Genomic DNA, 14,692 nt, shown 5'->3' with positions numbered 1-14,692 from the left:
TTTTATTTAGGGATGGTATCTATAATCTACCATCATTATCAGACCGATCTTTTCAAGCTAATGATGATTAGCTTAATCTGGTCGTTGGCTTCAATTTGGTTACTGGCGTTACCATATTCTTTCAGAACGTTATCGCAGTTGACTAAGTAATCCACAACCTGATCAAGGGGCCGCTCTCTAAACAATTTCCTCTGGGGGCAGTCATAAGGTTGGATGAAACCCATTATTGAATTTACCGACCGCGGTTTGTACTGCCCTCCGGCCAATGTTTACATCGATCCCTGGAAACCGGTAGACAAGGCTATAATCACGCATGCGCACTCCGACCACGCTCGCTGGGGTATGAAGCATTACCTGGCTCACCACGACTCAGAAAATATTCTTCGATTAAGGCTAGGGCAGGATATTTCACTGGAAACTGTAGCGTATAATGAAGCAATTGATATTTCGGGAGTGAAAGTTTCACTACATCCGGCTGGCCATATTTTTGGGTCAGCTCAAATTCGTTTAGAGCATAAGGGGCAAATTGCGGTAGTATCCGGTGATTACAAGCTGGAAGATGACGGTTTTAGTGGTCAGTTTGAACCAGTGCGCTGTCACTCATTCGTTACCGAGTCAACATTTGGGTTACCTATTTACGCTTGGAAACCACAACCTACGGTAATGGAAGAAATTCACGCTTGGTGGCAAAGCAATCAAGCCCAGAACAAAACCTCCTTGCTAATTGCGTACTCATTGGGTAAGTCTCAGCGAATTATTCATCAATTAGACCGTTCTATCGGTGTGGTTTACTTGCACGGAGCGGTCTTCAATGTGAACAATGCGCTTATAGCTGGAGGCGCGCCGTTGCCAACATTACCCAAGGTATCAGCCGAAGTCTCTAAGGAAGATTTACGAAAATCACTAGTGATTGCCCCTTCTTCAGCATTGAATAGCCCTTGGGTAAATCGTTTTCGTCCGTTCAGTACTGGAATTGCTTCGGGCTGGATGATGGTTCGCGGGGCAAAACGTCGCCGGGCCGCCGATCGGGGATTCGTCATGTCAGACCACGCCGACTGGCCCGGATTAAACCAAGCGGTAGAGGCTACCGGAGCCGACACTATTTACGTTACCCACGGTTTCACCTCAGTATTCAGCCGCTGGCTGCGGGAAAAAGGCAAGCAAGCTTACGAAGTAGAAACGCTATACAGCGGAGAAACCGAAGAAAGTGACGAAGCCGCAGTAGCTAATGAATCGTCGTAATTAGCGAAGCTTGCGCTTTATCAAGAAAACAGCTCCGTTGAGTAGAGCCGTAAGTAAGTAGTTACGAATTGGTTTTACAGTGATAACCCGAAAGGCAATCACACTGGCGGCTAAACTGAGTAGTATTCTAAGTATTGAGGTATTCATAGTCACGGTTATTTCCTTCTTAACCCCGCCTTCATTTGAATTGTTTGGTACGCTGAATAGCATTACGTTACCAGCACTGGCCACCTAGAACAAAGCTCCAAAAGAGTTTTTTAAACAAAAAGCAACCCCTATATTTGCACCGCAATTTATCTAGGTACAAAAAAATCAATTTATGCATAGTCTAGTCTACCTCGTGCCAGTATTTGGAGTTGTGGCATTAATCTTCATGTTTATCCGGTCAGCCTGGATTTCTAAGCAAGATGCTGGGGAAGAAAATATGAAAGAATTAGCGAGCTACATTGCGGATGGAGCGATGGCTTTTTTGAAAGCAGAATGGAAAGTACTTACTTATTTTGCCATTATCGCCGCAATTTTACTGGCTTGGTCGGGCACTACCGTAGAAACTTCCAGTCCAATTATTGCAGTATCATTCATTATCGGTGCTGTCTTTTCGGCAGTTGCCGGATACATCGGAATGCGGGTAGCTACCAAAGCTAATGTACGTACCACCCAAGCAGCTCGCATCAGTTTGGCTAAAGCACTGAAAGTATCTTTTGCCGGGGGTACGGTGATGGGATTAGGAGTAGCTGGATTAGCTGTGCTAGGTTTGGGATCACTATTCATTGTTTTCTACCAGATATATGTTTTAAATGTAGCGGGAGCGGATGTAAATGGGGTAGCCATGGAGAAAGCCTTAGAAGTACTAGCGGGCTTTTCGCTTGGAGCGGAAAGTATTGCATTGTTTGCCCGCGTTGGCGGAGGAATTTACACCAAAGCGGCTGATGTTGGAGCTGACTTAGTAGGGAAAGTAGAAGCCGGTATTCCAGAAGATGATGTGCGAAACCCCGCTACTATTGCCGATAACGTAGGTGATAACGTAGGCGATGTAGCTGGTATGGGAGCTGACTTATTTGGCTCGTACGTAGCCACTATTCTGGCAACGATGGTGCTGGGCCGGGAAATTGTATCGGATGATGCTTTCGGTGGAATTGCGCCAATACTACTACCGATGCTTATCGCCGGGGTGGGGCTGATCTTCTCAATTGTCGGCTCATTCTTTGTTCGTATTAGCCACGAAACCGATAGCGTACAGAAAGCACTGAACATCGGTAACTGGTCTTCTATTATTCTCACCGTTATTGCTTCGTATTTTATAGTAGATTACTTACTCCCCAATAATCTGGAGATTCGGGGAGTAGCGTTCAGTAGCCTGGATGTATTCTGGGCCATTTTCATCGGATTAATTGTCGGGGCATTAATGAGTATTATCACCGAATACTACACTGCAATGGGCCGTCGTCCGGTGAACAGCATCATTAAGCAGTCTTCCACTGGTCACGCTACCAACATTATTGGTGGTCTTTCCGTTGGGATGGAATCTACGGTAATGCCCACAATTGTATTGGCCTTAGGAATTATTTTTTCCTATTCGTTTGCCGGATTGTACGGAGTAGCCATTGCTGCGGCGGGCATGATGGCCACTACGGCTATGCAACTCGCTATCGATGCTTTCGGCCCAATTGCTGATAATGCCGGGGGAATTGCTGAAATGAGCGGTCTACCCGAAGAAGTAAGGGGACGAACGGATAACCTAGATGCCGTAGGAAACACCACCGCCGCTGCCGGAAAGGGTTTTGCCATTGCTTCGGCAGCTTTAACAGCTTTAGCCCTGTTTGCAGCCTTTGTGGGAGTAGCTGGAATTGATTCTATTGATTTATATAAGGCCCCCGTGTTAGGGGCATTATTTGTGGGAGCCATGATCCCTTTCATTTTTTCATCGTTGGCGATTGCAGCGGTAGGAAAAGCAGCGATGGACATGGTACAGGAAGTGCGCCGTCAGTTCCGGGAGATTCCGGGTATTATGGAGCACAAGGCTACCCCGGAGTATCAGAAGTGTGTGGAAATATCGACCCAAGCTTCTATTCGGGAGATGATCTTACCGGGAGCCATTGCTTTGCTTACACCGATTCTGATTGGGTTTGGCTTTAAAGGAGTATTTGCTGAAACCTCTTCAGCTGAAATTTTAGGTGGTTTGCTGGCAGGTATCACTGTATCAGGGGTACTCATGGGAATGTTTCAGAACAACGCGGGGGGAGCCTGGGATAATGCCAAAAAGTCGTTTGAAAAAGGAGTTGAGATTGATGGTAAGATGGAGTATAAAGGATCGGAGCCTCACAAAGCTTCAGTAACCGGAGATACGGTAGGCGATCCGTTTAAAGATACATCCGGTCCATCAATGAATATCCTAATCAAACTTACTTCTATTGTAGCCCTAATTATTGCCCCTCATATTGCGGTAGATGGAGTTCACTCCAGCCAAGCCGAAACAAGTTCTGATCAAGCCGAAGTGAATTCGGTAGAAATTAAGATTAATACTGTGAAAATGGAAGAGACCGGTGCATTAGAGCAAATTAAGGGTGACACTGAGCAAGTGGTTGAGGTGCGATAGTGGCTTAATCCTTCTCCAACCGATTCCAGATACTTTCGGCTTTTTTGCCTATAAACCAGAACGAAAGAGCGAGTAACCCGAAGAATATAACCCGATGTAGACTGTCCCAGCCGTACTCAAAGTAGCGGGTGTAAATATTTAGTAGAAAAAACAGAATACCGATTTCGGCGGTAAGCCGCTCCTGCCGATTCAGACCCCACCAAATAGCTCCCAACGAAAAAACTGATAGCAGCAACGTAGCGTACCAAAACTGATACTGAGGAGTATTGCCCCAAACCGACAAATCCGTTTGATTGCCAAAGATGGACAGCAGCCAAAGGGATGAAAACAGTACTAACATGCCTGAGTAGTACGTAACCGAAAAGAAGGCTCGAGTAGCAGTAACCTTCTTAACGAATATGCTACCCGCAATGAGTAACAATCCGAAGAAAACATAACGAAGCGGAAGGTTCATGCCCAAGAAGTACGACGCTTCGTTGCTCAAATAAAATGTTTCTATTCCGTACCAGGTAGCCAATGCGGTTAAACTGATGCCCCACAATAGGTGGCTTTTCAAATAAATAGCGATAGCTCCGTAAGCGATAGTGGCCAACCCAACAAATACCGGAAAATTACCTTCTTCCATCTGGAGGGCTTCGCTAAGATACGTTAGGAAAAAAGCGATAAAAATAGCCCCAAAGATCAAGAGGGCTTCGTTGCTGTATTTTTGCGACGGATACTTTCTTCGTCGCCGAACGCCCAGCATGAATGTTACCAACGATAAAATCAGGAAAAGGGCACACTTGGTTAGTGCCGAAGCCCCTAGTACCCGGTTCACCACACTCATCAACCAGTCATCTACCAGAAATAGAGCAGTGGCTAGTACAATACAGGCAATAGCGAAAAAGAAAGCAATGAGCGATAAGTTCTTCCAATCAAAGCGGGGTGTACTTTCCTTAATTTGATAAGACTGTCGCAGGGCTTCAGCGGTAGCGGTACTGATAAGCTGTTGTTCCTCCCACTGCCGAATAGCCTGCTGTAACGTCCGATGCTGCTCCTCAGTAAATTGCATACCGCAATATACAAACCGAAAGAATTATTTTAGAATCATCAATGGCCGACCAAAGCGGTAGTACATTTTTAGGTTTACCATGAGTGAGTTATGACTACTGCGATTTTGTAATTCAGTTTCATTTTACTTAAAAATGCGTAGCCAAATGTTAGTAAAAAATTCTTGTCCAGCGGATGACAGTAACCGAAGCCATCATGTACGGGAGCAAGCGTTTTTTCTTTTCTCTCATATTTCCTATTTTGATCGATTATCTGAGTAATAGTACTCAATGTTGCTGGTATTTCTGTCAACGCGGTAAGGTTTTATTTTATGCTAAGTTCTAAAGTAGAAACGGTAGGCTCGTTCACCCTTATTCAGAACTTTGGCAACACGGTTAAGCCGGAGGTTATTCAAGGAAAAATCACCCAGAGCGTATTGGGTTTCTCTTTTTACGAAAAAGGAAAAGCGCGAATAATTAGCAGTACTGATCGTGAAGTCGGCACAAAAACTAGTATGAATTGGTCGGTGTTTTTCGCCTCTGCCGAGGTTGGTAGTATTTACCGAGAGCTGCCTAAAGGTATTGAACTATCTCAACTGACCGTACTGGTGCCGATAGGATACTTACAACAGAAATTGACTGATAGTAGTCTTGAGAATTCGTTACTGCGTCGCTTCGTCTATCCCGATAATATCTACGTTAATCAGCAGCAATCTCCGGTTACTCAGGAGTTGCTAAGCCCCATTATGAAAATTCTGGAGTGCAAATTAGCAGGCGAGTTTAGAACAATGTATCTGGAGGCGCAGTGTCTGGAAATATTGTCAATACTCTGCTTCCATCAGTTGCAGCTTACTACTTCGGCTGCGCTAGACAAAGCTACTATTGATAAGCTGTACTTAGCCCGGGATATTTTAACAAAAAACTTCAATGCCCCGCCTACTATTGAGCAATTAAGCAAGCAAATTGGCCTCAATACATTTGCTCTGAAGCAAGGGTTTAAACAGCTTTTCAGTCAACCTCCGCACACTTGGATTACTGTGTTTCGGATGAATTACGCTCAAACCAAGTTAGTTTCTAAAAACTACTCCGTCACTGAGGTGGCGGAATTACTAGGCTATTCCAATCCCAATAGCTTTAACGCTGCCTACACCAAGCACTTTGGGCATACCCCAGGTAAAGCCAGTAAACTACTAAAGTCGTAGTTTTCACTACTCATCTCGTATCTACTGTACGAAGATTCTTCGGTTTCTTTGTACTATGAAACTAATTATTACCTTCGTGTTGGCCATCGGTTTAGTGTCCCTGGGGTACGCACAAGAAGCTCCAACGCAAGAAAGCCATCAGTTCTTAATAAGTGCTACAGCTGCTCAAGCAGTAGTGGGCGAGCAAAATGCTACCTATAACGGAATACATCGGCTGCAACTAACGTATCAAAGACAGGTCACTCAACCCTGGGCACTAACGTCATCAATTGCTTATCTGCTTGCTCCGTATAACCGTAACTTTAAGCTAGGTGGCCTACAAGGAATGCTAGGCGTGAAGCACCGTTTTACGCAAGGAAGTTCACCGTATACCGCTCTTCTTTCTCTAGGAGGCGAATACGCTTGGGAAAACTATGCTTTCCAATTCAACGAAAATAAAGTCGTCGGGGAAATCAACAACCTCGATGTGCTAATCGCCTTAGAAGCTGCTCGAAGCTTTTCAAAAAATGTCTCTGCCGGTCTTTATCTGGAAGTAATTCCTGAGAAAAGAACCTCGTTGGGCTTTTTAGTAGCGTATTCCTTCTTTAAAAGATAATGCTATGCAAAAACTCACTTACATCATATTCATCATTATTGGATTAGTTGCTTGTCAGCAAGCTGAAGTTGAACCCCTCCAAGATTTTGGGTTTGGGGCACTCCCCAAGCAAGTGATGTCGCCAAAAAACAATCAGAATACACCCGAAAGAGCCGCTTTAGGTAAGTTGCTTTTTTATGATCCGGTGCTCTCGGCTAATAATAGGATTTCTTGTTCATCGTGTCATCATCCATCCCAAGGGTATGCCGACGGACTAGCACTATCCAATGGGTTTGGAGAAACACAGAAAACCAGTCGTAATTCGCCTACTGTACTCAACGCGGCGTTTAATGGCATGGATTCCGACGGAAAATATGCTCCCAGTGATGCACCCATGTTTTATGATAATCGAGCCCAATCACTTGAGGAACAGTGTTTTGGCCCTCTACTGAGTCCGATTGAAATGATGGGACCTAATGTTACAGAAGAAGAATACATACGCGTTTTAGAAGAAAAGGTAAACGCGATACCAGCGTATCAGCAGCTTTTCTATCAAGCGTACGGCGACTCTATAATTACCATTGAAACGGTTGCCAAAGCCTTGGCTTCTTTTGAAAGAACACTTATTACTCCCAATTCCCCGTTTGATCGGTTTGCTCGTGGCGATAACACGGCTCTCAATGCGAAAGAGATACGAGGGTTGGAAGCATTTATTGATGCTGGTTGTAATACCTGTCACTCGGGTCCTATGTTTTCAGATTTTAAATTACACACTTTAGGAGTGGGTGAACATCCGGGACTAGCACTACCAGATGAGGGGGACGGTAACTATAAATTCAGAACAACCACCCTCCGCAATCTATCATTTACCGCACCCTACATGCACAATGGCACCCACGAGTCGTTAGAGAAAGTAATGACTTTTTATGAGCAGAAGAATAGTGAAAACCCTGCTGTGTCGGATGAAGAATTAGCGGCTGAATTCAGAGATTTAAATATGACCCCTTTTGACCAGTCTAGAAAAGATGAGATTATTGCGTTTTTAAGAACACTGGATGATCCTACTTTCGATCAATCTATTCCCGCAGAGGTGCCCAGTGGCTTACCAGTGGAATGAGCGTGCTTGTATTGGCGAAGAAGGTTAAGCGCAAAACTAAAAAAGTACGCCAACCAATAGGGTCAGCGTACGAGTGTACAACAATTTTGCGAAAAGTAAGGCATCCCCGGATGAGCGAATGCGAATTCCGGGATCTCCTTTCTATTTCGGTCGGTTTCGGCTAGAACGCGTCGTTGCTGAACGAGAACTTCTGTTTGTTGAAGAATTAGAACGACCAACACTAGAGCCGGTACTTCTTCGCGAAGAGGAAGAGCGGTTTACGCTTGAACGATTGCTACTGCTCTGTGACGAACGAGAGCGACTAACATTCGTTCGGCTCGATGGTGCCGATGAACGACTTGAGCTAACGGATGATCGTCGGTTCGTCTTCGCTGAACTACCTGACTGCACCGTCGGAGATCGCTGAGTAGAACTTCGGTTGTACCGAGCTGAAGAACGGTTGCTCTGGCTCCGACTATTAACCGAAGAGCGTTCCCGAGGCGCAGTAGTTCTACTATGAGCACTCTGTTCGGTACGAGCTTCCCGACTGCCAGAGCGAGAATAGCGACTGGCGTCCCGAGTGCTAGTACTACTTGATCTATTAGCCCGATTTACAGTAGAGTAATCAGCCCGACTGCGCGTATTCGGTGTCGACAATGATCGTGACGATGATCGGGTCGCGGAGGATCGAGTAGCCTGATCGTACGAAGAACGACTGGGCGAGCTAGTTCGATAGCTACTTCGGTTTGTCTGAATTCGCCCTGAACTAACTCTTGAGTTAGAACTACGGCTACTTCTAGTGCGTGGTTGGTACATTGTTACTGAATTGCTTCGCAATGCTGGAGCACCCGGTCGCTGGGCGGGTCGCACTTGGCGAACCGCCACCCGACGACGAGTTACTCGCTCAATTTCCCGAACCTGAGGGCCACTATAGTAGTGGTGCTGGTCATTATACACGTAGGTATTATTGATAATCGTCGTCTGATGATAAACATTTCTTACCCGACGACGCGGTAAACAATAATCGTAAATCCGAGGGCTGGTAATGTAACGATGAGGTACAAACGCCCAGTAATTACTAGGAATTCGTCGACCGATATTGATGGAAACATTTATGTTTAATCCGGGCGAAAGTGGTGCCCAGCCGTAGTGGTTACCGCCCGAACGCCAAGCTACCCAAGCTGGTCCCCAATCATAACCCGGAACCCAAGCCCAGCCGTAAAAGTCATCCAGGTACCATCGTCCGTAGTGAAACGGCGCCCATCCCCAACTGTAATCAGAAACCCAAGTGTTACCATAATCGGTCATAATCCAGTGCCCTCGGGTAACGTAAGGCCGAAAACCTCGTCGCACATTAGGAACCCACACCTGACCGTAGCGATTGTTATAAACCCAATCACCGTAGGGGGATAACTCATTATAGAAAATATCGAAAGAAACATGCCCTTGCGCTTTACTTTCCGATACGGGAGCTACTAAACTGAATAGCCCTAGTATCAAACTTATTCGGAAAAATCTATGGAGAGCTTTCATAATCAGAGAATTTATATTGCACATTGAAGTATTTTGCCAAAAAGCGGTAAATACTTACATTCTCTTAATACAGAGGCTAAAATCATGCCTGTGTTAAAGAATTTTTAAAGAAAGCTCGTTAAACCTAAATGAATGACTAATGTATATAGCTATATATCAGAAAGTTACAGTTTTGAGAAAAAGCTATACTTTTTTCAAATTAGACTGCCAACCACCAAAAAAAGGTAAAAATTAGGATAGGTATCTGGCGCCTAAAACCAAAAACTTACAAAATGATAGGGGATAAATCCCAGGGCTGATCGGGAAGGTAATGCAGGTTACCCTGCTGGATGTGAAGTGGGGATGAGATGTTATTATGGTAGAGTTTTCCAGTGCCCAACCCTTGAGGCATAGTTACTTGTCTATAGGCGGCAAATTGGGCGATGGCATTTAATCCAATATTAGATTCCAAGGCAGAAGTCATCCACCAGTCAATGCTTCGCGCTTCGGCGAGTTGAATCCACTGCGCGGTAGCTGCTAGTCCGCCCAGCAAGGTAGGTTTTAGAATAATGTACTGAGGCTGAATCTGGTCGAGCAGTTCAGTTTTTGAAGTAAGATCATAAACCCCGATGAGTTCTTCGTCTAGGGCAATGGGCAACGGGGTGACTTTACAAAGCTGCCGCATTTCTTCAATCTGACCAGAAGCGATAGGTTGCTCAATAGAATGTAAGTCGTACTCAGCTAACTGCTGAAGCTTTGCTGGGGCTTCCTCCGGTGAAAAAGCTCCGTTGGCATCTACCCGAATCGTTATTTCTTCGGCAGAATAGTGCTCTCGAATATAAGCCAGCAACGACAGTTCGGTCGCAAAGTCAATTGCTCCGATTTTTAGTTTTATACAGTTGAACCCCTGCGCCAGTTTTTCATCAATCTGCTGCTTCATAAATTCTCGATCGCCCATCCAAACCAAGCCATTGATCGGGATAGGGTAGAAGCTATTGTTTTGAAAGACCGAAGGGAAGATTTTATGCTGACCGCCGTAGAGCAGATCGCGTAGAGCGGTTTCTAGTCCAAACCGAAGGGCGGGAAAGTTGGGAGGAATGTGCTTATCAATAAAACTGCTAATCGCTTCTTCATCTTCTGGTAAAGGTGAGCCCTCTATCTTACTTAAAACATCCTGAATTTTTTTTTCCAAATCCGGGCGGTAGTCGGGGCTTAGCCCTTTCAGCGGAGCACATTCCCCGATGCCGACAGTATCGCCGCTTGCCAGCAGCAGAAAATAGGTGTTGTGTTCAGTGAGCGTTCCTCGGGAAGTGCCCGCTCGGAAGGTAAACTGTAGCGTGTGCTTAGTGAAACTGGTTGAAAGTGGCATAAAATAGAAAACAAGCTAATGGTAGCCAATTGTTTGTGCCTATTCTATACCATATTCTTGGGAAAGGTGCTCAATGGCTGTTTCTAGTACTCCATCTTTGTATTCGTGATAAACACCTTCTGGTGTATTTCTCGCGTATATGTCCGGGATGTGCCCGACTCCATCCAGGCTAGAACCATCCGGAAGGAGTACCCGCCCAATGGAGTAGGCGTATATCCAGCCGTTCGGCAAAAAGCGATAATTGCTGCGGTAGCCAAAGTCTCCTGCTGTGGTATCTCCCAATAAAGTGACGTTGGGGCTGGCTCGCATATATAAAACAAATTGTTCACTGGCACTAATGGTTGCCCGATTGGCCAGCACTATCACTGGCTTACTATAATTTTGGCTACCCAGCGGTTCGGCATAAAGCTGAGCCGCTTCTTCAAAGTCATCGTGTCCGGGGCCATTACGGGTTTGGTGCGTGAACACTAAGCGGCGCTCATCGGCAAAAGCACCAGCTATTCGCTGGGGTAAAGTAGTACTACCCCCACCATTGTTTCTGATATCAAAAATAATAGCCTGATAATGACCAATATTTTCCAGTATCGCATCAATCACTGCGCCATTAGCTCCCCGCTTCATATCGGCCAGATAGATATAGCCGATGTCTTTATCCATAATTTTTCCGTAGTACAATGCTTGGTTACTGTCAGGGTAGGTCGCGTATTCCAAATAGAAATCCCTTACCAGTAGTTCGCTAAATTCTCCGTGGGCTTTTGCATTCTCTGTGTACCCCGAACTATGATAGAGGCTCCAATCAGTCGTTCTTATCCAGGTATGAGAGTCATCTAAGTATTCTATCATATCAGCCATAATCCTGAACAGCTCTTTATTGGTAGTTTGGGCAGTGACCTGAGGTCGATATACCTGGTAGATGCTGTCCCAATTAAGGTTACGTACCGTAAATAAGCTATAGTGCTGATCTAAGTCATCCCACAGTAGTTCAAAGTTTTGTTCGGGGTTGTTGGCTACATCGGAGCCTAAGAATGCTTCTTCGCAGGAGACAAACAATAGCCCAATAACGAATAAGGTGCAATAGCTTTTGGTGGTCATAGTGTAAAGATTAAACCGCCCCCAATCTGATTGGTTGCTTGGGTGAAAGGATGATATTGATCGGATACCCGCTGGTAGTTAAAGGTATAATTCAGGGCTACGCTGACCCTAGAAATAAGCGCAAACTGATAATCTATTTTCCAACGCGTGAAGTAGTAGTTGTGCAGTGAAGAAAACCGGCCGCCATCAAAGACGAGTCGCACTGGGTGCTCCTCAAAATTATTTAGTAGACGGGTGTTATAGCCCGCGTAAGGAGGGCGAACCAGCCACCCCGCCAGTGCTAGTGAAGCATCTAAACCAATGGTATGGCGGTTGCCGAGGGAGTACTGGAGTAGGGCTGCGGCATTTAGGGTGTGAGAAGCAATAAACGAAAAACTATCCTGTCCCTGAAAGTCAAAATAGCCTACGTAAAGCTGATACTGGGGGCCTACAAATACACGAAGGCGTTCAACTTTTTCGGGAACCCGCTTTAGGTAGTCGAAGGCAATATTGCCAGCGGTGTAGTCCGAAGTGAAGAGGCTGAGCTCTGAACGGGAGGGGGATACTTGCCCGGTTCCAAAAAACGCAGCCGCCCGGAAGATGGCTGTTTCGGGTTGGTTCTCCCGCCAGTAGCTAATCTGGTAAGATGTACGCTGAACTCGGTAGTTTAATGGCGAATAAGCTATATCCTTCCAGTAGCCGGATGCCTGGGTTATGCCTATTTCAAACTGATGGCGCGGTGGCGACGGGGTAACTTCTTGAGCAAAAAGATGCACACTGGTGGTGCATAAAAGAATAGCAAGGAGTAGTACTATATTCATCATAAAAAATAGTAGGTAGATACAAACTGTTCATCTGTAAATACTAAATTATTTTAGGTAAAAGCAAGCAGCGAGTCCACTATATTTTTTGTTTTTATTCGTAGCTTTGGCTTACCATTTCACCATAACTTTTCTCTTTATGGAAGCTACTGAAAATTTTACTTTTGATGTGATTGTAGAGATTCCGAAAGGAAGTCGGAATAAATACGAATATGATCCTGAAAAAAAGATGATCCGCTACGACCGGATGATCTTCTCATCCATGTTTTACCCTAGCGACTACGGCTTTATCCCTGAAACCCTAGCGGGCGACGGTGATGCCCTGGATGCGCTAGTGTTAGTCACCGAACCCACGTTTCCGGGTTGTTTGATTGAGGTAAAACCGATTGGCCTATTCCGAATGCGGGATGAAAAGGGGCCGGATGCCAAGGTGCTCTGCGTTCCGGTGAGCGACCCAATTTGGAACAAGGTCAATACGCTGGATGAGATTAATCCGCATCTGAAAAGAGAAATTGAGCACTTCTTTCAGGTGTACAAAGACTTGGAAAAAAAGAAAGTAGGGATTGACGGCTGGGAAGACCGAGAAGCAGCTATTGCGGTATACCATGAATCAAAACAGCGTTATCAGGAAGAGAATTAGCACCGATTGAAGTGGGATGATAACGTACCAAAATACTTTTTCCTCAAAAATCTCCTCTAAGCCCTTGCTGCTAATAGCAGTTATTGGATTTTGCATCGTACTGTATTTTTATCAAACTGCCCGGGTAGCTATATCACCAACTAACCTAAATGAGCTGATTATGAATTCTGATACAGAATTAGTCATTTCCGAGGCCAAACACCGTACCTACGTTAATCTGGTTCTTTTTTTACAGGCAGGAATTGGGATGACTTTCATTGTGGTTCCTTTTGTCATAAGTATTTACCGCAATCGGGCGGTTTTAAAGCGAATGAACAATCGGGCTAATTACGTTCAGTCTATTCAGGGGAAGCTTCACGCTCAAAAATCATGGGTGGTAGGCGAAAGCGAGAGCTTTGAGAATCAATTGCTCAGTGTGTTCCCTTATTTGACTGCTCACGATTTGAAGATTTGCGCGCTGTTGCATCAGAATTATTCGTCTAAAGAAATTGCCGAGCAACTCAATATCACGCCCGACAGCGTTAACACGGCCCGCTATCGCCTTCGTAAAAAACTAAACCTTCCTAAAGAGACTGATCTGATCGTTTATCTAAACAAAATAGCCTAAAAAGCGCAGTGTTGATTCGTTGTCTATCGCTCTGATTTGCCAGTATAGGGTTTAACCCTGGTTCTTTACTGGAAAAAAGATCATGCACCTATCAACAAAAAAACTTCACCTATTCGGCCTCATTTTTCTCTTTTTCATTGGAACCGTTCAAATCATCTTCGCTCAGAATGATTCTAGTCAGCGAGAAGTAAGTAGGATACAGGATACACTTAACTCTGAAACCGTTACACCCAAAGATGGGAATGAAACCAAGGAAACCTCCTCCGAGGGAGAAGCGGTGCCCAATCTGCATCAAGTCATTCGTGAGCAGTTTATTAATGGCGACTGGAGGTTTATGACCCCCGTACTACTGTGTCTAATTCTGGGGTTGCTGATTGCCATAGAGCGTATTGTTCACCTCAACCTAGCTACGTCAAATGTAGAGCAAACGCTTACGAATCTGCGGGGTGATTTACAAAGTGGTGGAGTCAACCAAGCACTACACCGACTGCAACAGCAAAGAAGCTCGGTAGCGATGATTTTTCGGCAAAGCTTGGAAAAGTGGGAGGATGGGATTGAGGTGGTAGAAAAAGCTATTGTCTCCTATGGTTCGGTAGAAATGGGTAAGTTGGAGAAAGGCTTGGTTTGGATTTCCCTGTTTATCTCTATTGCACCCATGCTAGGTTTTATGGGAACGGTCATTGGCATGATTAACGCCTTTGACGCTATTGAAGCGGCGGGAGATATTTCGCCTACTTTGGTAGCTAGTGGGATTAAGACGGCTCTGCTAACCACCGTGGCGGGACTCATCGTAGCGATTATCCTCCAGTTATTTTATAACTACTGCGTGGCCAAGATTGACAGCCTGGTGAATGATATGGAGCGGGCTTCCATCGCTTTTGTAGATATATTGGTAGATCTTAAGAACGAAGGCACAGAAGCTCCTTAGCTCGAT

Annotated in this window: 14 protein-coding genes; 8 read left to right on the top strand and 6 right to left on the bottom strand. The window is 45.2% G+C overall.

The genetic code is table 11. The annotated features are described in order from the left end of the window. Positions 1-213: 213 nt before the first annotated feature. Complete coding sequence (locus tag P0M28_RS00660) at positions 214-1,242, top strand: ligase-associated DNA damage response exonuclease (RefSeq protein ID WP_302207419.1); 1,029 nt, start codon at positions 214-216, stop codon at positions 1,240-1,242. Here the strand turns inward: P0M28_RS00660 and P0M28_RS00655 are convergent, their stop codons facing one another. Next, the gene (locus P0M28_RS00655) at positions 1,243-1,389 is read right to left on the bottom strand and encodes a hypothetical protein (protein WP_302207418.1); all 147 of its coding nucleotides are present in this window, start codon (positions 1,387-1,389) and stop codon (positions 1,243-1,245) included. A gap of 172 nt (positions 1,390-1,561) precedes the next feature. Between P0M28_RS00655 and P0M28_RS00650 the strand changes: the two genes are divergently transcribed. Then, the gene (locus tag P0M28_RS00650) at positions 1,562-3,838 is read left to right on the top strand and encodes a sodium-translocating pyrophosphatase (protein ID WP_302207416.1); all 2,277 of its coding nucleotides are present in this window, start codon (positions 1,562-1,564) and stop codon (positions 3,836-3,838) included. 4 nt (positions 3,839-3,842) lie between these two features. Here P0M28_RS00650 and P0M28_RS00645 read toward each other — a convergent pair whose 3' ends face one another. Next, positions 3,843-4,889, bottom strand: a complete 1,047-nt coding sequence (locus P0M28_RS00645) for a DUF2157 domain-containing protein (RefSeq protein ID WP_302207415.1) — start codon at positions 4,887-4,889, stop codon at positions 3,843-3,845. Between the two features lie 309 nt (positions 4,890-5,198). On the opposite strand from P0M28_RS00645, the gene P0M28_RS00640 reads away from it, so the two are divergent. The 3 genes from P0M28_RS00640 to P0M28_RS00630 are packed head-to-tail and all read left to right on the top strand — an operon-like array spanning position 5,199 to position 7,759. Beyond that, positions 5,199-6,068 carry a helix-turn-helix domain-containing protein gene (locus P0M28_RS00640; RefSeq protein WP_302207414.1) on the top strand — a complete coding sequence of 290 codons (870 nt, stop codon included), beginning with the start codon at positions 5,199-5,201 and terminating at the stop codon, positions 6,066-6,068. 55 nt (positions 6,069-6,123) lie between these two features. Continuing rightward, a complete protein-coding gene (locus P0M28_RS00635; RefSeq protein ID WP_302207413.1) occupies positions 6,124-6,663 on the top strand; it encodes a hypothetical protein in 540 nt (179 codons plus the stop codon). A 4-nt stretch (positions 6,664-6,667) separates the two neighbouring features. Further along, positions 6,668-7,759, top strand: coding sequence for a cytochrome-c peroxidase (locus P0M28_RS00630; protein ID WP_302207412.1), 1,092 nt, complete (start codon positions 6,668-6,670; stop codon positions 7,757-7,759). A 141-nt stretch (positions 7,760-7,900) separates the two neighbouring features. Here P0M28_RS00630 and P0M28_RS00625 read toward each other — a convergent pair whose 3' ends face one another. The 4 genes from P0M28_RS00625 to P0M28_RS00610 form a co-directional block, all read right to left on the bottom strand. Continuing rightward, positions 7,901-9,271 carry a DUF6600 domain-containing protein gene (locus P0M28_RS00625; protein WP_302207410.1) on the bottom strand — a complete coding sequence of 457 codons (1,371 nt, stop codon included), beginning with the start codon at positions 9,269-9,271 and terminating at the stop codon, positions 7,901-7,903. 265 nt (positions 9,272-9,536) lie between these two features. Further along, a complete protein-coding gene (locus tag P0M28_RS00620) occupies positions 9,537-10,619 on the bottom strand; it encodes an o-succinylbenzoate synthase (protein ID WP_302207409.1) in 1,083 nt (360 codons plus the stop codon). A gap of 39 nt (positions 10,620-10,658) precedes the next feature. Then, positions 10,659-11,711: a S41 family peptidase gene (locus tag P0M28_RS00615; protein ID WP_302207408.1), complete on the bottom strand. Its 1,053-nt coding sequence runs from the start codon at positions 11,709-11,711 to the stop codon at positions 10,659-10,661. Further along, positions 11,708-12,514 carry a hypothetical protein gene (locus P0M28_RS00610; RefSeq protein ID WP_302207407.1) on the bottom strand — a complete coding sequence of 269 codons (807 nt, stop codon included), beginning with the start codon at positions 12,512-12,514 and terminating at the stop codon, positions 11,708-11,710. Before P0M28_RS00610 ends, P0M28_RS00615 begins: the two co-directional genes overlap by 4 nt. 136 nt (positions 12,515-12,650) lie before the next feature. Between P0M28_RS00610 and P0M28_RS00605 the strand changes: the two genes are divergently transcribed. From P0M28_RS00605 to P0M28_RS00595, 3 genes are all read left to right on the top strand, one after another. Beyond that, on the top strand, positions 12,651-13,151 hold the full coding sequence (locus tag P0M28_RS00605) for an inorganic diphosphatase (RefSeq protein WP_302207406.1): 501 nt from the start codon (positions 12,651-12,653) through the stop codon (positions 13,149-13,151). A gap of 160 nt (positions 13,152-13,311) precedes the next feature. Further along, positions 13,312-13,758, top strand: coding sequence for a LuxR family transcriptional regulator (locus P0M28_RS00600; RefSeq protein ID WP_302207405.1), 447 nt, complete (start codon positions 13,312-13,314; stop codon positions 13,756-13,758). A gap of 82 nt (positions 13,759-13,840) precedes the next feature. Then, a complete protein-coding gene (locus P0M28_RS00595; protein ID WP_302207404.1) occupies positions 13,841-14,686 on the top strand; it encodes a MotA/TolQ/ExbB proton channel family protein in 846 nt (281 codons plus the stop codon). Positions 14,687-14,692: the final 6 nt, after the last annotated feature.

This window comes from Tunicatimonas pelagia, from assembly GCF_030506325.1.
In the GTDB taxonomy this organism is placed as follows: domain Bacteria; phylum Bacteroidota; class Bacteroidia; order Cytophagales; family Cyclobacteriaceae; genus Tunicatimonas; species Tunicatimonas pelagia.
This window is presented reverse-complemented; position numbering and strand designations above follow the sequence as displayed.